General features: G+C 45.5%; 15 protein-coding genes. 4 read left to right on the forward strand and 11 right to left on the reverse strand.

What is annotated here, in order from left to right; genetic code table 11:
• Positions 1-8: 8 nt before the first annotated feature.
• The 4 genes from MZ182_RS20275 to mioC form a co-directional block, all read right to left on the reverse strand.
• The gene (locus MZ182_RS20275; RefSeq protein ID WP_011791285.1) at positions 9-797 is read right to left on the reverse strand and encodes a ParA family protein; all 789 of its coding nucleotides are present in this window, start codon (positions 795-797) and stop codon (positions 9-11) included.
• A 74-nt stretch (positions 798-871) separates the two neighbouring features.
• Positions 872-1492 carry a 16S rRNA (guanine(527)-N(7))-methyltransferase RsmG gene (gene rsmG, locus MZ182_RS20280; protein WP_011791286.1) on the reverse strand — a complete coding sequence of 207 codons (621 nt, stop codon included), beginning with the start codon at positions 1490-1492 and terminating at the stop codon, positions 872-874.
• Positions 1493-1609: 117 nt separating this feature from the next.
• On the reverse strand, positions 1610-3499 hold the full coding sequence (gene mnmG / locus MZ182_RS20285) for a tRNA uridine-5-carboxymethylaminomethyl(34) synthesis enzyme MnmG (RefSeq protein WP_014611876.1): 1890 nt from the start codon (positions 3497-3499) through the stop codon (positions 1610-1612).
• Positions 3500-3938: 439 nt separating this feature from the next.
• A complete protein-coding gene (gene mioC, locus MZ182_RS20290) occupies positions 3939-4379 on the reverse strand; it encodes an FMN-binding protein MioC (RefSeq protein ID WP_248068348.1) in 441 nt (146 codons plus the stop codon).
• Positions 4380-4560: 181 nt separating this feature from the next.
• Here mioC and MZ182_RS20295 point away from each other — a divergent pair, with 181 nt between their 5' ends.
• Entirely contained in the window at positions 4561-6114 is a 1554-nt protein-coding gene (locus MZ182_RS20295) for a POT family MFS transporter (protein WP_011791289.1), read from the forward strand.
• Between the two features lie 158 nt (positions 6115-6272).
• Here MZ182_RS20295 and MZ182_RS20300 read toward each other — a convergent pair whose 3' ends face one another.
• A complete protein-coding gene (locus MZ182_RS20300) occupies positions 6273-9404 on the reverse strand; it encodes a multidrug efflux RND transporter permease subunit (RefSeq protein ID WP_248068351.1) in 3132 nt (1043 codons plus the stop codon).
• Between the two features lie 16 nt (positions 9405-9420).
• Positions 9421-10578, reverse strand: coding sequence for an efflux RND transporter periplasmic adaptor subunit (locus MZ182_RS20305; RefSeq protein WP_248068354.1), 1158 nt, complete (start codon positions 10576-10578; stop codon positions 9421-9423).
• A gap of 165 nt (positions 10579-10743) precedes the next feature.
• On the opposite strand from MZ182_RS20305, the gene MZ182_RS20310 reads away from it, so the two are divergent.
• From MZ182_RS20310 to MZ182_RS20320, 3 genes are all read left to right on the forward strand, one after another.
• The gene (locus MZ182_RS20310; protein WP_025008546.1) at positions 10744-11472 is read left to right on the forward strand and encodes a response regulator; all 729 of its coding nucleotides are present in this window, start codon (positions 10744-10746) and stop codon (positions 11470-11472) included.
• Positions 11469-12563 carry an ATP-binding protein gene (locus MZ182_RS20315; protein ID WP_248068357.1) on the forward strand — a complete coding sequence of 365 codons (1095 nt, stop codon included), beginning with the start codon at positions 11469-11471 and terminating at the stop codon, positions 12561-12563. Before MZ182_RS20310 ends, MZ182_RS20315 begins: the two co-directional genes overlap by 4 nt.
• Before the next feature lie 342 nt (positions 12564-12905).
• A complete protein-coding gene (locus MZ182_RS20320; RefSeq protein ID WP_041412276.1) occupies positions 12906-13127 on the forward strand; it encodes a hypothetical protein in 222 nt (73 codons plus the stop codon).
• A 387-nt stretch (positions 13128-13514) separates the two neighbouring features.
• On the opposite strand, the gene mnmE is transcribed toward MZ182_RS20320, so the two are convergent.
• The 5 genes from mnmE to rpmH all read right to left on the reverse strand — a co-directional run bounded on the left by mnmE (position 13515) and on the right by rpmH (position 17343).
• On the reverse strand, positions 13515-14876 hold the full coding sequence (gene mnmE, locus MZ182_RS20325) for a tRNA uridine-5-carboxymethylaminomethyl(34) synthesis GTPase MnmE (RefSeq protein ID WP_011791312.1): 1362 nt from the start codon (positions 14874-14876) through the stop codon (positions 13515-13517).
• 107 nt (positions 14877-14983) lie between these two features.
• Complete coding sequence (yidC, locus tag MZ182_RS20330) at positions 14984-16609, reverse strand: membrane protein insertase YidC (protein WP_011791313.1); 1626 nt, start codon at positions 16607-16609, stop codon at positions 14984-14986.
• A gap of 3 nt (positions 16610-16612) precedes the next feature.
• Positions 16613-16867, reverse strand: coding sequence for a membrane protein insertion efficiency factor YidD (gene yidD, locus MZ182_RS20335; RefSeq protein ID WP_011070421.1), 255 nt, complete (start codon positions 16865-16867; stop codon positions 16613-16615).
• Entirely contained in the window at positions 16834-17190 is a 357-nt protein-coding gene (gene rnpA / locus MZ182_RS20340) for a ribonuclease P protein component (RefSeq protein ID WP_011791314.1), read from the reverse strand. The genes yidD and rnpA overlap by 34 nt, the downstream gene beginning before the upstream one ends.
• A gap of 15 nt (positions 17191-17205) precedes the next feature.
• On the reverse strand, positions 17206-17343 hold the full coding sequence (gene rpmH, locus MZ182_RS20345; protein ID WP_006083827.1) for a 50S ribosomal protein L34: 138 nt from the start codon (positions 17341-17343) through the stop codon (positions 17206-17208).
• Positions 17344-17786 lie beyond the last annotated feature (443 nt).

Genomic DNA, 17786 nt, shown 5'->3' on the forward strand with positions numbered 1-17786 from the left:
GTTATCCTTTACGCTTGCTTAGCCTGATTTTTCTGTTCTGAGCGGCGGATCATCTCACCTGCGAGTGCAAGATATGCCTTAGCACCTGCGCTGGATTTATCGTAATACATCGCTGGCGCGCCAAAACTTGGTGCTTCTGCCAGCCTCACATTACGAGGGATCACTGTGCGATATACTTTATCCCCAAAATGTTGTTTTAGCTGATCTGACACATCATTAGATAATCGATTACGGGGATCGTACATAGTGCGCAAAATCCCTTCTATACCCAAACCAGGATTAACAAAAGCGGCTAATTTGGTTATGGTATCGATAAGTGCAGTTAAGCCTTCGAGCGCAAAATATTCACACTGCATTGGTACTAGCACTGAATCTGCGGCAGACATCGCATTAACAGTCAGCATATTCAATGAAGGGGGACAATCGATGAAGATATAATCATATTGATCTTTTATCGGTGCCAAAGCATTACGTAAACGGATCTCACGGGCAAAAAACTCCATTAGTTTAATTTCAGCAGCCGTCACATCGCCATTACTGGCAATAAGATCATATTTACCCGCGGTATTTTTGACTACGATCTCATCAAATGGCTTATCTTCAACCAAGAGTTCATAAGCTGTATTTTCGACATCGTACTTATCGACACCACTGCCCATTGTGGCATTACCTTGTGGATCGAGATCTATCAGTAGCACTTTGCGTTTTGTTGCAGCTAATGAAGCAGCCAAGTTAACGCAAGTAGTTGTTTTTCCTACGCCACCTTTCTGGTTAGCCACGGCAATTACTTTACCCACAATATCACCCTGTATGTAAATTCTGGTTTATTGCCTACTTAAAAATCCACACAATAGGAGGAACTTTAAGCCTGTTATTCTTTGATAATCTTTAATAAATGACGCTGTTCATCGAGTTTTGGTACTTTAAGTTCGATGATTTCTTTAATAACAAATCCGCTGGGCATTTGTTGCAATTCTTCGTCGTTCAATTGGCCTTTTAACGCATAAAACAGCCCATTCTCAGCAGGTAAATGATGACACCAACTCAGCATATCTTGAATGGATGCAAAAGCGCGGCTCAGTACACCATCAAATTGTTGTTCAGCTTGATAGGCTTCGACACGGCTTTCAACTGAACTGATATTGCGGATCCCTAATTCAAAGGCCACTTGTTTTTGAAAACGAATACGTTTTCCTAAGCTATCGAGCAACACAAAGGTTTTATTTGGATTCATAATCGCTAAAGGAATACCAGGTAAACCAGGGCCAGTACCAACATCGATAAAGCGTTCCCCCTGTAAATGCTTTGATACGACTAAGCTATCCATAATATGACGGACAAGCATAGCCTCAGGATCTCTCACAGATGTCAGATTGTAGGCTTTATTCCACTTGTTGAGCATGCCAACAAAATCAATTAGTTGTTTTTTCTGCTCCGCTGTAGCGGACAGATTAATTTCGGCTAAATAAGCCTCTAACTGGGCTGATAACACTAAGCAACCTCAACAAAAATACGATTATAAATTCGAAGGCTATTATGAAGCCCTGAAACGTCGAAGGGAAGCCTGAATGCTTCCCTTCTGCGACCAAACTATCGATTAAGCTAGCTTTTACGCACTCTTACGTAATAAGCCACGCTTTTTAAGATGCACAAGTAAAATTGAAATTGCTGCTGGAGTGACTCCAGAGATCCTTGATGCTTGACCTATCGTTTCAGGTTTATGGCTATTCAATTTAGCGATAACTTCATTTGATAAACCAGGAACTTCTTTATAATCAAGGTGTAATGGTAAACCTGTGTTTTCATTACGTACGGCTTTATTGATCTCTTCTTGCTGACGCTGAATATAACCAGAGTATTTTACTTGGATTTGTACTTGTTCAGCGGCCAGTGGATCTTCAAGTCCTGGACCAAAACCTTCGATCTGCATCAACTTGCTGTAATCCATTTCTGGACGACGCAGTAATTCTTCAAATGACGCTTCGCGAGAGATCGGCGTATTCAAGTGTGGGTTTAATGCATGGATCAAAGGTGAATTTGGATGCACCCATTGAGCACGTAAACGTTGTAACTCAAGTTCAATCGACTCTAATTTTTCACTAAATGCCGCCCAGCGAGTGTCATCCACTAAACCTAATTCACGACCTTTTGCCGTTAAGCGAATATCAGCGTTATCTTCACGGAGTAACAAACGGTATTCCGCACGGCTAGTAAACATGCGGTACGGTTCTTTGGTCCCTAGAGTCGATAGATCATCAACTAGCACCCCAAGATACGCTTCGTCACGGCGTGGGCACCAAGCATCTTTGCCCTGAACCTGCAATGAAGCGTTCATCCCTGCTAATAGGCCTTGAGCAGCGGCTTCTTCATATCCCGTTGTGCCATTAATTTGACCAGCGAAAAATAAACCATTGATCGTTTTTGTTTCTAATGAGTTTTTAAGATCTCGTGGATCAAAATAATCATATTCTATTGCATATCCTGGACGGACAATTTCTGCATTTTCCATCCCTTTGATTGAGCGAACTAAATTCAACTGTACATCAAAGGGGAGGCTGGTCGAAATCCCGTTAGGGTAGATTTCTGTCGTATTTAGCCCTTCTGGTTCGATAAAGATCTGATGTGAAGATTTATCTGAAAAACGATGAATTTTATCTTCAATTGAAGGGCAATAACGTGGGCCAATACCTTCAATAACACCTGAATACATAGGACTTCTGTCTAAACCACCACGAATAATTTCATGAGTTTTTTCATTGGTATGGGTGATCCAGCAAGAAATTTGTTTAGGGTGATGGCTTACATCCCCCATAAATGACATTACGGGTAATGGAGAATCACCTTTTTGTTCTGCCATTTGCGAAAAATCAATAGTATTTGCATCAATACGTGGTGGAGTGCCGGTTTTTAAACGACCAACACGAATAGGTAATTCACGTAAACGATTTGCTAAGGCTATCGCAGGTGGATCGCCAGCACGACCTCCACTGTAGTTTTCTAGACCTATGTGGATTTTTCCGCTTAAAAAGGTACCAGTTGTCAACACTATTGCTGGTGATTCAAAGGCTAAACCCATTTGAGTAACAACACCAACAACACGATCGTTTTCTACAATCAAATCATCTACAGCTTGTTGAAATATCCGTAAATTAGCTTGATTTTGCAGTATATTTTGGATTTTTTGACGATATAAAGCACGGTCAGCTTGAGCTCGTGTCGCTCTAACGGCGGGGCCTTTGCTTGAGTTTAAGGTACGAAATTGGATCCCAGCATAGTCGGTTGCGATCGCCATTGCACCGCCTAAAGCATCAATTTCTTTTACTAAATGACCTTTACCGATACCACCAATTGCTGGGTTACATGACATTTGTCCTAACGTATCAATATTATGCGTTAGCAATAATGTTTTTGAGCCCATTCTTGCAGCTGCTAATGCGGCTTCAGTTCCGGCATGACCACCACCAACAACAATAACATCAAACCGTTCATGAAAATGCATGACACAACCTTTAATAACTTAAGAGACTAAACACGAGCCGAGTATTTTAGCATTTGCTTTGAGCTAGGTGAATGATCATTTTACGTTGAAAGATCGAATTGATCCGGACTAATAGATCTTAAGATCTTTATATAGATCTTCTTATTATGTTTACTATTAGGATCGCAGTTTTCTGTGCATAAGCCTAATTAGCTATATAAATCATAATATAACGAGATCGCGATCCTGTGATCTGCTAGCGATCTAACCTCATATAACATGGGGATAGATCGACTACTTATCCACAAGGAGGATCTTTAAGCTGATCCCTTTGTGAATAGCACAGAGGTTGATCAGATCTAAATAATAGCTTATCCACATATTTATACATTAAATGATTAATATGTGGATAAATATGATCTAAACTGTGTGTTATTCTGAATATAATCAAAATTTGATCTTAAATTATATCTTGCCATTGGCTTAACCATGCGAGGGCTGGGTCTTCTGGAACGGGATCTTGCTGAACATCGATCTGGATCTTATCCACAAATGCTTTTCCACCAAAGCTTTCTATAGCGTAGATCAGTTTTTCTGGGCCTTGGCAGAATGTGTCATAACTTGAGTCACCAATAGCACATAAAGCAAATTGTATATGGCTAAGATCAGGGGTGTGGAGCATTATTTCAGAGCAAAATGGTTGAATATTGTCAGGTAGATCGCCTGCTCCATGGGTCGAACAAACGATGATCCAAAGATGTTTAGAATCTAATTCACTCAAATTAGGGGAGAGATAAAGGCTAACTTGATGCCCTAATGCTTCTAATTGAGACATCATTTCATCGGCAATATATTCACTGCCACCTAATGTTGTTCCTACTAATATTGCTATGTTTGTCATTATTACAACTCTCTTGATCATTAAATATCTAGTATTTGATACTGTACTTGCTTAGGATTTTTTCCGTTTTTTGGATAAATTTGGCACAGCTAACATCTGGTCTGTTAGTATTCTTTGCTGCATATTCTCGCTTTAAATTCATAACCTGACAGTTTTTATAACAATTATAATAGGACAATCGATGACAACTCCTGTTCATGCGCCACAGTGGCCACGTCAAATCCCTTACATTATTGCCAGTGAAGCTTGCGAGCGTTTTAGCTTTTACGGTATGAGAAATATTCTAACACCATTCCTGATGACGGCGCTGTTGCTGTCTATCCCTGAAGATCTTCGTGGGGCAGTCGCTAAGGATGTATTCCATTCATTTGTTATAGGGGTCTATTTTTTTCCGCTACTAGGAGGCTGGATTGCGGATCGTTTTTTCGGTAAGTACAACACGATTCTGTGGTTGAGTTTACTTTATTGTGTTGGTCATGCTTTTTTGGCCATCTTTGAACACAGTATTCAAGGGTTTTATACGGGATTATTTTTGATCGCATTAGGGTCGGGTGGTATTAAACCCTTAGTTTCTTCCTTTATGGGTGATCAGTTTGATCAAACGAACAAATCATTAGCGCAAAAAGCATTTGATATGTTTTATTTTACGATTAATTTTGGATCCTTTTTTGCCTCATTATCTATGCCGCTTCTATTAAAAAACTATGGGGCTGCTGTTGCATTTGGGATCCCAGGAATATTGATGTTCATCGCTACAGTGTTCTTCTGGTTAGGTCGCAAGCGTTATGTGCATATGCCACCCGAACCTAAAAATCCCCATGGTTTCTTACCTGTTATTCGCACTGCATTACTGACTAAAGTGGCTGGCCAAGCGAATGTTGGGCTAGTTTTAGCGTTAATTGGGTGTATTTCTGCTGCCTATGCTTTAGTGAATATTCCAACACTGGGGATTGTTGCAGGTTTATGTAGTGCGCTTGTACTACTGATGGGATTCACGGGTGTTGGTGCTTCGTTGCAACTTGAGCGTGCCAGAGGGATACATCCTGATATTGCGGTTGATGGTGTGCGCTCAGTGTTACGTATTTTAGTGCTATTTGCTTTAGTTACGCCATTTTGGTCTTTGTTTGATCAAAAGGCTTCAACTTGGATTTTGCAGGCCAATGATATGTCTAAACCTCAATGGTTTGAACCTGCGATGATGCAAGCATTGAATCCATTATTAGTCATGTTACTGATCCCATTTAATAATTTTGTGCTATATCCAGCTATTGAGCGCATGGGGATAAAGTTAACTGCACTGCGTAAAATGGGGGCGGGTATTGCGATCACTGGTTTAAGTTGGATTGTGGTAGGGAGCATTCAATTAGTCATGGATGGAGGATCGGTGCTCTCTATTTTTTGGCAAATTTTACCTTATGCTCTTCTAACATTTGGCGAGGTATTAGTTTCTGCTACTGGATTAGAATTTGCCTATAGCCAAGCCCCAAAGGCTATGAAAGGTACTATTATGAGTTTTTGGACTTTGTCGGTTACTGTCGGTAACTTATGGGTATTACTTGCTAATGTTAGTGTAAAAAGTCCGGCGGTCACTGAACAAATAGCTCAAACAGGGATCAGCATTACTGCTTTTCAGATGTTTTTCTTCGCAGGTTTTGCCATCTTGGCGGCATTGATATTTGCGCTTTATGCCAGATCCTACCAGATGCAAGATCACTATCGCCAAGTTGAATCTTAATTTAGCTAATAAGTGGCAATATTCAGTTCTAGATATAAAAATATTTATTATTGTTTGGTTGCGCCACTACATGATAGTAGTAAGCCAGCCGTTGTTAGGGCTAGCTTACTACTGTTCAGTGGAGATCGTAGGAGTCTACACTCAACGTGTATAGGTGTTTATCCTTTGGCCATTTTGGAATGATTACGTCTTCCTAGCCAGGCACTCAAGCGCTCTTGTGTGCCGATGATAAAGACAAAAAACGCCGGTACGAAGAATATTGCCAGCAAAGTGCCACTGAGCATGCCACCGAATACGCCAGTACCGATAGCATGCTGAGTTTCGGCGCTGGCGCCGCTCGCAAGCATTAAGGGTACCACTCCGAGAGTAAATGCCAGTGACGTCATCAAAATTGGACGCAGACGCAAGCGTGCAGCGGTCACTGCAGCATCTATCAGCGTATGGCCCTCGGCATGCAATTGGCGGGCGAACTCGACGATGAGGATAGCATTTTTTGCCGATAGACCGATGATGGTGATCATTCCCACCTTGAAGAAAACATCGTTAGGCATATCACGCAATATTACTGCCGTTACCGCGCCCAGCAGACCCAGCGGCACGACCAACATCACCGAAAGTGGGATCGACCAGCTTTCGTACAACGCAGCGAGTACCAGAAATACAACTAGAGCGGACAGCAACATTAGCAACGGTGCCTGCGCCGTCGATTGGCGCTCTTGCAATGATGCCCCCGTCCAAGCTATCGCGAACCCTTGTGGCAACTGCGCCACTAAGCGTTCCATCTCTGCCATCGCTGCGCCGCTGGAAACGCCTGCTGCCGCGCCGCCGGAAATACGCATAGCCGGGAAGCCCTGAAAGCGCATCATTTGCTGTGGTGACTCTTTCCATTCAGCCGTCACTACTTCCCGTAGAGGCATCATGCCACCACTTGAATTACGCACGCGCAGGCTGAGCACGTCGTCCAATTGCATTCGTGCCGTAGCGTCGGCCTGCAGTATGACCTGCTGCATACGTCCATTATTTGGGAAATCATTGACATACAGTGATCCCATGGCCGCCGAAAGTGTGCTGCTGACCGCGGCGAAAGACAGACCCATAGCCTCGGCTTTTGACCGATTGATATTCAGGCTAATGCTCTCACCGGGCGGTAGGCCATCTGGGTAGACATCGCTGACCACCTCGCTCTGCGCAGCCAGTGCCAGCAATTGTGTCTGTGCAGCTATCAATGCAGCCTCGCCCCGGTTAGCTCTATCCTGCAGGAACAGAGTGAAACCGGAGGATGTGCCCAGCTCGTCGATGGCTGGCGGCATCAGGCTCATCACTGTGCCTTCAACGTTATCAGCCATAGCTTGCTGCGCCAGTGCCGCTTCTTCGGCAGCCGTAGCACCATTTCGTTGATCCCAATCTTTGAGCATAGTGAAGGCCATGGCTGCATTGGGGCCGGAGCCTGCAAAGCTAAAGCCCTGGACTACCATGTTGGCATCCAGCGCAGGGCGTGAGGCGACGTGCGCCTCATAGGCTTTGACCACATCCAGCGTGCGCTCGCTAGTAGCGCCTGTGGGTAATTGGATGGAGGTCATGAAATAGCCTTGATCCTCTTCTGGTAGAAAGGACGACGGCAATTGCCCAGCAGCGAGGATCAGCACTGCGCAGAGTACGGCAAATGCTGCCATCATACGTCCACTGCGTCCAACCAATCGTGCTACGCGTTCACTGTAACCTGCGGTGAGGCGCTCGAAGCTCCGGTTGAAGGCACCGAAGAAACCGCCTTTTTGATGGTGATTAGCACTAACTGGGTGCTGTAGTGTGGCGCATAGTGCTGGCGTTAGGGTCAGGGCGAGGAAGGCCGAAAACAGAATAGACACCGCCATCGACAATGTGAATTGTTGGTAGATCACTCCCACCGAGCCGCTGCCGAATGCCATGGGGATGAATACTGCGGTCAGCACTAGCGTGATACCGATCACCGCGCCGGTAATTTCCTTCATCGCCTGTGAGGTTGCCTCTCGCGGCGACAGTCCTTGGGTAGCCATCAGTCGCTCAACGTTTTCCACCACCACAATAGCATCGTCAACAATAATGCCAATGGCCAGCACCATGCCGAACATGGTCAGCGAGTTGATTGAGAAGCCAGCCAGTAACATCACCGCGAAGGTACCGAGTAGTGCTATGGGCGCGACGATAGCTGGTATAAGTGTGTAGCGCAGGTTCTGCAGGAACAGGAACATCACCATAAATACCAGCGCCATAGCTTCAAACAGGGTATAGATTACTTTTTCGATAGACACTTTGACGAAGGGAGCTGTATCGAATGGCACTGAGTAGTTCATGCCAGCTGGCATCATCGGCGCCAGTTCGGCTAGACGTTCACGTACCGCAGAAGCTGTGCGTACAGCGTTGGCTCCTGGCGAGAGCTGGATAGCAGCACTGGTTGCCGCCAAACCATTCTCACGGTTAGAAAATCCATAGGACTGAGCGCCAAGCTCGACCCGAGCCACATCAGAGAGAACCAATTTTGCGCCATCGGCACCGGCACGTAGGACGATAGCAGCGAACTCCTCGGGTATGCTGAGTTGTCCTTGCACTGTTAGGGGGACCGTCAGTCGTTGTCCCTGTAAGACAGGTTCATCACCGAGTCGCCCTGGGGCTATTTGTGCGTTCTGCTGCTCGATAGCTGTAGCAAGGTCGTTCATTGTCAGGCTATAGGCGGTGAGTTTATTCGGGTCGACCCAGACGCGCATAGCCTGCTCGGCACCGAATAATTGCACGCGACCAACACCGTCTATTCGACGCAGCTCCTCGACAATATTGCGCGCCAAATAGTCGTTTAGCGCGATTTCGTCGAATTGGCCGTTAGGTGAGGTCATACCAATCATCATCAAAAAGCTTGAAGCGGCCGACTCAACCTGCAGACCGCTCTGCCGTACAACTTGAGGTAGGCGTGGTTCGACAGCCTTAATGCGGTTTTGCACGTCCACTTGGGCCATTTCAGCATTCGTGCCCGGTTTAAAGGTTGCGGTGATCTGTGCACTGCCCGAGCTGTCAACTGATGATTCGAAGTACAGTAAATTCTTCACTCCCGACAATTCGCGCTCGACTAGGCTTACTACAGAGTCATTAAGTGTCTGTGGCGTGGCTCCTGGATAAGCGGCATAAATGCTCACCGACACGGGTGCCACTGATGGGTAGCGGGATATGGGTAATTGTGGAATGGCTATGACGCCAATCAGTACGATAAATAAGGCTATCACCCAAGCAAATACTGGGCGATTGATGAAAAACTGGGGCATGGCGACTTCTCCAAATTTAGCGCACGATGGCGCTAAGTTGCTGAGGAACGACAGAGGGTTGCCAAGGTCGAGCAATCACTTGTGCTGCAGGGCTTAGGCGTTCGATGCCTTCAACAACTATCTGCTGACCAGTGCTTAGGCCGGATACTACGTGATAGTGACCTGCCACCAATTCATCGACCTTTATTGCCACAGGCTGCACCTTAGCCTGCTCATCAAGCACCCACACTTGGGGTTGGCCAGCTTTGCGAGTCACAGCCTGCTGAGGCACGTTCAGAGCCGTAGGATAGTAAGTTTGTGGAATGCGAGCTTTTACGTAAAGACCGGGTAACAGACGATGCTGCGGGTTATCTACCAGTACGCGCAGCAGTACATCGCCAGTACCTGCATCTACTTGAATGCCGGAAAATAAGATATGCCCCTGCATGCCAAGAGGCTCGCCACTACTGCTAAGGATCTCAACAGCCAACTCCGTGGCTCCAGAGTTGGCCTGCTGACGCATCGCCTTCAACATTGATGCTGGCAAACGTACATCAACGTACACTTGGTCGATTTGTTGGATCCTCGCCATGGGTGTGGTATCGGTGGGTGAGACCAATGCACCTTCACTCACTAATGCTTCATCTATACGTCCGGAGATTGGTGCCTCGACGCTGGCAAACTGTAGATCTAACTGACGCCGTGCCAGCGTCGCTTTGGTTTGGGCTACATCCGCGGCAGCCTGATCGCGCTGGGAAATAGCATCGTCATACATTTGTTGGCTGACGGCCTCGGTTTGTATCAAAGAGGCCAAGCGATCGGCTTCTTGACGAGCCCGAACCCATACCGCTTCGGCACGCAGTAACGCTGCCGCAGCAATATCGACATCCGCTTTAAATGGTGCTGGATTTATTTGGAACAGCACAGTGCCAGATGTTATCTCGGCGCCCTGTTCGAAGAGACGACCTTGCACTATGCCGCTAATTTGCGCGCGGATCTCAGCGCTGCGAACCGCAGCGACACGACCGGGCAGATCTTTAGTCACCAATAGTTCTTCATTTTTTAATGTCATTACTGACACTTGAACCGGAGCAGTTGTCTCTTCATCCTGTACCGCTGAATCACAACCAACCAATCCCAACACGGCAATTGCTACTACTAACACAAAACTTAAGTGTCGCTGTTTGATGTACATAATCTACTCTCCTCAATGTACAGCGATCTCATTAATGGCGTTTTATCAAACGCTAGAGAACTAATGCTGAATTATGACGAGTCACTATTGCGAATAATTCGAGACATTGTGGAGAATGTATGGAGGGGGTGATAAAGTTCAACCATTTTAATGTTGGGGCAATCCATGTCTAATCTCAATGCATCCGTAAGTTCTATGACTTCGGCACTGGTATTAATTGCAGAGGATGAAGCAGAGATTGCCGATATCCTTATTGCTTATTTGCAGCGCAGTGGGCTGCGAACTCAACATGCTATCGATGGTCACCAAGCGCTAGCTATGCACCAAACATTTAAGCCCGATCTATTATTGCTCGATGTACAGATGCCGAATCTCGATGGCTGGAATGTACTGAATGAAATTCGCTCCCGTGGTGACACGCCGGTGATCATGCTCACCGCGCTTGATCAAGATATCGATAAATTAATGGGGTTACGCCTCGGTGCTGACGACTACGTGGTTAAACCATTCAATCCCGCCGAGGTGGTGGCTAGGGTGCAGGCGGTACTGCGACGCGCCCGCACTAACACACCTATAAATACCCAAATGTTGCGCGTCGGCCAGTTCCAAATCGACTTAGACAGCCACGAGGCTAGCGTAATCTGTAACGGTCAGCAGCAAGCACTGGATCTGACCTTGACCGAGTTCAAACTGCTCGCTTGCTTGATGCGTACACCGAAACGTGCTTTTAGCCGTGAGGAGCTGTTAATTAATTGCTTGCCTGAGGGCGATACTCAGGAACGAACGGTAGACAGTCATATCAGTAAGCTACGTAAAAAGCTTGAAGCCCTCGATATCCAAGGAGTGCCGCTCAGTGTCTGGGGGGTTGGCTATCGCTTTGGTGGCGAAGTATGAGGCAAACACCGGGTTTGCGCAGGCAAATTATCCAGTCCCTAGCGGTAATGACGTTAGGCATCATTTTCCTGTCAGTGTTTGGCTCCTATGTATTCTATGCCATTGCGGTGGCCTACCTGCCAGGCAGTATATCTGAAACCTGGATGCCTTCTCAGATGGAGATGCTATGGATAGTTTGCACTATCATAGCCGCGTTGGGGATAGCGTTATTTGTTGCCATTCGCCTGTCACGGCGCATTCTTACACCACTGAACTCTGTGGCATATAGCCTACGCGAAGTCGCCCAAGGCAAGCTCAACGCGCGTGCGCGAATGGACCAACATGCGATGGGGGAGACGGCGCAACTGGTGAGTGACTTTAATGCTATGGCCGAGCGCCTAGAGTATATGACTAGCGAGCGGGAGTTTTGGAACGCGGCAATCGCTCACGAACTTCGTACCCCTGTCACCATTCTGCGTGGTCGGTTGCAGGGATTAGCGGAAGGTGTTTTTAGCCCCAGCAGTGAGCTCTTCGAGGGACTGTTACGGCAGGTAGAAGGCCTTAATCACCTGATCGAAGATTTACGAGTGCTGAGCCTTAATGACAGTGGTCATCTAGAGTTACAGCGGGATGAGGTCTGTTTAGCAGAGGAACTTAGTGCGGTGATTGAGACTTTCGCTGCGGTGTTAGACGCTAAGGGACTCATACTGCAGCAGGAACTCGATACAAGACTTAAAGTTTACTGTGATGCTATACGAATACGTCAGGCGCTGATGGCGCTGCTGGAAAATGCGCGCCAGCATGCTGATCCTGGCACTTTGACTGTACGATTCTACCGCTCGGGGGCAAGCTGTTACCTCAGCGTAGAAGATGAAGGCCCCGGTATCCCTGATGAAGCTGCAAGCTACGTATTCGAAGCATTTCGCCGAGTCGATCCGTCTCGCTCTCGAAAAAGTGGTGGCAGTGGACTCGGTCTCGCAGTGGTTAAGACAATTGCTGAAGCTCACGGCGGCCACGTGGTTTGCCAGCCATCGGGCCATGGAGGAACAATATTCGTTCTTTCTTGGCCTGTTAAGGCAAGTTTAAAAGCCATTAAATCTACAATAAGGTAGCGTGCTTAGTTATTTCTATACGTATGATTCACGTTAGCAAGGGCTACATTGTGTAACTGTGTTAAATAATCTTTCTTTAAGGCTAGCTCTGTCCTTCAAGTTGATAATGTGCTTTGTTGAATCTAGAAAATTCAGATATTACAGGCCATTATCTATTAAGTCAGTGGGGTAAATAGTTTCTTTTTCCGTTCATTAACTATTTTGAAGTTTGTTTTTTAGTGCAAGATATTGATTTTAAAATAATAAATTTACTAAACCTCTTGCGTTTTACGGCCTCCATGCGAATCTTTATAAAGCAGGAGGTAATCATTAATCCCATCGGACACTTAATTTTGAGACAGTATGGTCAATAAATTAAGAGGTCTATATGAGTCTGAAAAATCACATAAGAGTTATCCGCAGGCATTTAAAGATGAAGCCGTCTTGATGGTGCTAGAGCAAGGTTATCAGCGACGCGCTTACAAGGTGACGACACAGCGAAAACACTCAGATGCAGTGGCTGATAACCTGTTAAATATGAACTTTAATCCAGTATCGACTAATAAGATTTTGACGGTCGTCTAAACCATTTTTGGTTGATTCCATTTCCAGCAGACGCTTGGCACGAATGGCTTTTGCTTTTTGTAATGTGGTTTTGTTGTGTTCGCGCGCAACTGCGTTTTTTGGCTTGTTAGAGAGGAACAGGTTAACGTCTCATATGAGCATTTCTGAGCTCTTGAGCCGTAATAGTACACAGCCTGATGGGGCGCAGGCCATTCTTATCTGAATCTCGTTTATGTATGCTGATTTTCATTGGTTTTTCTCATCTTGTGCGCCATATGTGCTCCAGAATTTATCTTCGGAGCACACGTGGCGCAAGAATCGACAAAACCCTTCAAATCACTTCCCACCAAATAAAATTATTTTAACATCATAATGTTGATTTGATTTGGTTTGATGCGTTTTACTCTTTTACTTCCCGATACAGAATGAGCTAAAAATTTTGCCCAATAGATCGTCTGAGGTAAAACGGCCTGTGATTTCAGATAGGGCGATTTGTGCCATTCTGAGCTCTTCCGCTAATAGCTCTCCTGCGAGGTAAACCTCTAATTGCTCTTTACCTAATTGAAGGTGGCTTGCGGCTACATCTAAGGCCTCAAGATGACGGCGGCGTGCGATAAATCCACCTTCTAAGTTACTTTGGTAGCCCATAAGTGACTTTAAGTGCAGTTTTAACTCATCAACACCGAGCCCTGTTTTGGCTGAGATCCGGTAAACGCTATAACCTTTTTCTTCCGTCATATCGAGGTTTTCACCGGTAAGATCGGCTTTATTGCGGATTACGGTTACCCCTAAATTAGCGGGTAGTCGATTGATAAAATCTGGCCAAATATCATGGGGATCGACAGCATCCGTGGTGGTGCCATCGACCATAAATAACACGCGATCGGCGCTGTTGATTTCATTCCAAGCGCGCTCGATACCAATTTGTTCAACGGTATCAGTGGTATCACGCAGGCCTGCTGTATCGATAATATGCAATGGCATACCATCTAAATGGATATGTTCACGTAGTACATCGCGAGTAGTACCGGCTATTTCGGTGACAATAGCCGATTCTTTACCTGCTAACGCATTTAATAAACTGGATTTTCCGGCATTAGGGCGGCCGGCAATCACCACTTTCATGCCTTCACGAATGATAGAACCTTGTTTAGCACTAGCTTGTACGGTGCTGAGTTTGTCGATGATTTTATAGAGTGCATTGGCAATTTTGCCATCACTTAAAAAGTCGACTTCTTCATCGGGGAAATCAATTGCGGCTTCAACGTATAAACGCAGGTTCGTGACTTGATCCACCAACTCGTGGACTTCCTTAGAAAACTCACCCTGCAGCGATTGTAGCGCGCTTTTGGCGGCCTGCTCGCTGGTGGCATCGATAAGATCGGCAATCGCTTCGGCTTGGGTTAAGTCGAGCTTATCATTCATAAAAGCTTGTTCGCTAAATTCACCGGGTTTGGCTATACGAATACCTTCAACTTCCAATACGCGTTTGATCAGCATGTCGAGGACTATTTGGCCACCGTGGCCTTGCAATTCCAATACGTCTTCACCGGTAAAGGAGTTTGGCCCCTTAAAAAATAGCGCTATGCCTTGGTCTATTACTTGGCCTGTTGCATTTTTAAAATCACAATAATCGGCATATCGGGTTTTAGGTAAATGACCTAAAACTGCCATGGCAACATCAGTTGCCTTGTCACCTGAAATTCGAATGATGCCAACGCCGCCACGTCCGGGTGCGGTGGCTTGAGCCACGATAGTGTCAGTTGTCACGGAAATACCCACCAAACTAATATTTACCAATACCCTGTAAAGGAAAAGGCGGCTAATTAAGCCGCCTTTAGTGTCATTTTCACTTTATGTTTTGCTAAAGGTAGGGCTTATTTTAAGCCTTTTTTCTCAAGACCTGCATAAATAATCTTCTGCTGGATGATGGCAACAATGTTACCTACTAACCAGTATAGTACTAGACCTGATGGGAACCACAGGAAGAATACGGTAAAGATTACTGGCATCCATTGCATCATCTTCACTTGCATTGGATCCATCGTCGGTGCGATAGGTTGCATTTTCTGCATGATGAACATAGATACGCCCATCAGCAACGGCAGTATGTAGTAAGGATCTTGTACCGATAAATCGTGGATCCATAACATAAAGGGAGCGTGACGTAGTTCGAAACTTTCTAGCAATACCCAGTACAAGGCAATGAAGATTGGCATCTGTAAAATAATAGGTAAACAGCCACCCATGGGGTTAACTTTTTCTTTCTTATACAGTTCCATCATAGCTTGACCCATCTTCTGACGGTCATCACCAAAACGTTCTTTTAAGTCGGCAAGTTTAGGTTGCAGATTGCGCATCTTAGCCATTGAGGTGTACTGCGCTTTTGTTAGCGGGAACAGTAAACCACGAACGGTTAAGGTGATCAGGATAATTGCTACACCCCAGTTACCCACAAATGATTGATAGAACATCAATAACCAGTGGATTGGTACCGCTAACCACCATAGGAAACCGTAATCAACGACAAGGTTCAAGGTTTCTGAAATGGCGGATAGTGCCGCTTGATCTTTAGGACCAACATAGAACTGTGAGCTAATTTCTTGGCTAGCACCAGGTGCGATATCGTATACCGCACCGCGGAAACCAATATTCGCTAAACCGCCAGCACTGACACTTGAAAAAATAGTGTTACTGTCAGTTGCGGGTGGCACCCAAGCTGAAACGAAATAGTGCTGTAACATGGCAGCCCAACCGCCTAAAGTGGCTTGGTTCAGGTTGCTTTTGGCCATGTCATCAAAGTTGTATTTCTCGTAGCGCACATCATTTGTTGAGAACGCACCACCACGGTAGGTAGGCATCATCATACTGCTTTCAGATGGCTTGATTGTTTGTTTAATCTGACCGTACATCTGAACTTGCAGCGGTGCTGCTGAAGTGTTGTTGATTTTATAGTCAACATCTACGTTGAACTTACCACGATGGAAAACAAACACTTTAGTGTAAGTTACGCCATTATCGGCCACGTAGGTTAATGGCACTTCTAAGGTGTCTTGGCCTTCGGCTAATGTGAATTCAGTTGCAGAGGTTGTGAATGCTGCACGACCGTTGGCGCTGCTATCGATACCATCACGACCGATCAAACCGCTTTGGGCGATATAAGTGTAATCTTTTGTCTGCTCAAGCAATACAAAAGGTTGCTCTTTACCTTGCTCCATTTTGTGTGAAACTAGTGCAGCAAAGACGATGTCGCCACCTACAGGGTTGATTTGTACATCAAGCTGATCAGTTTTTACTGTGATAAGATTTTTACTCGCAGCTACTGCTGCTGGTACACCTGTATCAGCTTCTGGAACATCGGCACTGTGAGTGCTAGCCACATTCGCCACTAAGGACGATTCTGTTGCAACGGGTTTAGGAGCTTTGTCTGCTTGCCACTGTTGCCACAGCAAAAAGCTGACAAACAGTAGTCCTATGAGCAATATATTGCGTTGAGATTCCATAGCCTATTTATTACACCTGTCATTTTTAGGGGGGACGGGATCGCTACCGCCGGGATGTAAAGGGTGACATTTTAATATGCGTTTCAATGCAAACCAACAACCTTTCGCGGTTCCGTGCACTTTTATTGCTTCAATGGCGTAATGAGAGCAAGTGGGATTGAAACGACAACGAGGGCCCAGTATAGGGCTAATGAAGATTTGATAGCCACGAATTAACGTGGTCGCTAGCCATTGTAGCGGCGACTGAGTTTGCGCCATAGCTTTTCTATCAATTTGTTGATCTCTGCGTTTTCCATTTCCATCACGCCATTTCTGACAAGCACGACAATATCAAGATGAGGAATATCGTGCTGATTTAAACGAAAACTATCTCTGATGATACGCTTAATGCGATTACGTTGATTAGCACGCTTTACGTAGCGTTTAGCCACAGTAAGGCCCAGACGCGGATGTTGCTCCGAATTAGGAATAGCGAGCAAGGTAATTTCAGCAGAAGATGCTTTGATGGGGTTGGAGAATACAGATTTAAATTGCGCGGGAGTTAGCAAACGCAACTCCCGCGTAAAGGTATAGCTAGTCAACTAGTTATCCACTTATTAAGCAGATAAACGAGCGCGACCTTTCGCACGACGACGTGCAAGCACCTTACGGCCGCCTACAGTAGCCATACGAGCGCGGAAGCCGTGAGAACGCTTGCGCTTCAGGTTGCTAGGTTGAAAAGTACGTTTACTCATGATGGCAATCCGTCTTTGTTATTAGTGAACATTCCTTATCTCTGGTATAGAGGTAAGGGCAAAAAAGAGGCCGAATTGTAATCACTTTACTTGGTCCCGTCAACAACGAAAGTCGGTAAGTGGGTTATTTCTGCCAGTGTAGCTTTAGATCCATCCCCACTATACACCATAAGATGTGGATAACTCTGTGTATGGACACTACATATAGTAGTGTAGGGGATCTTCAACGAGATCAAAGGGGCGCCATTATAGATCAATGTGGATCGCTTAATAAAGCAGGATTTGCGTGAAATGTTGAATAAAAGGATCGTTTTTGATCTTAGGTGATCGAGGATATCCACATAGAATGATCTTGCTGGGGATAAATATTTTTTAAGGATAGCGATCCTTGAGATCTCGCTATAGAATACACCTCTTTTTGATGATCTTTTGGGGATAACTAA

The organism is Shewanella sp. JNE2, from assembly GCF_023159115.1.
GTDB classification, from domain to species: Bacteria; Pseudomonadota; Gammaproteobacteria; order Enterobacterales; family Shewanellaceae; genus Shewanella; species Shewanella putrefaciens.

What these genes read in the sequence shown, in the direction of transcription:
- MZ182_RS20320 (WP_041412276.1), top strand. Translation starts at nt 12,906, where the DNA reads ATGGTCAATAAATTAAGAGGTCTATATGAGTCTGAAAAATCACATAAG.
- mnmG (WP_014611876.1), bottom strand. Translation starts at nt 3,499, where the DNA reads ATGCATTTTCATGAACGGTTTGATGTTATTGTTGTTGGTGGTGGTCAT.
- MZ182_RS20295 (WP_011791289.1), top strand. Translation starts at nt 4,561, where the DNA reads ATGACAACTCCTGTTCATGCGCCACAGTGGCCACGTCAAATCCCTTAC.
- yidD (WP_011070421.1), bottom strand. Translation starts at nt 16,867, where the DNA reads ATGGCGCAAACTCAGTCGCCGCTACAATGGCTAGCGACCACGTTAATT.
- mioC (WP_248068348.1), bottom strand. Translation starts at nt 4,379, where the DNA reads ATGACAAACATAGCAATATTAGTAGGAACAACATTAGGTGGCAGTGAA.
- rpmH (WP_006083827.1), bottom strand. Translation starts at nt 17,343, where the DNA reads ATGAGTAAACGTACTTTTCAACCTAGCAACCTGAAGCGCAAGCGTTCT.
- MZ182_RS20305 (WP_248068354.1), bottom strand. Translation starts at nt 10,578, where the DNA reads ATGTACATCAAACAGCGACACTTAAGTTTTGTGTTAGTAGTAGCAATT.
- MZ182_RS20310 (WP_025008546.1), top strand. Translation starts at nt 10,744, where the DNA reads ATGTCTAATCTCAATGCATCCGTAAGTTCTATGACTTCGGCACTGGTA.
- yidC (WP_011791313.1), bottom strand. Translation starts at nt 16,609, where the DNA reads ATGGAATCTCAACGCAATATATTGCTCATAGGACTACTGTTTGTCAGC.
- MZ182_RS20315 (WP_248068357.1), top strand. Translation starts at nt 11,469, where the DNA reads ATGAGGCAAACACCGGGTTTGCGCAGGCAAATTATCCAGTCCCTAGCG.
- MZ182_RS20300 (WP_248068351.1), bottom strand. Translation starts at nt 9,404, where the DNA reads ATGCCCCAGTTTTTCATCAATCGCCCAGTATTTGCTTGGGTGATAGCC.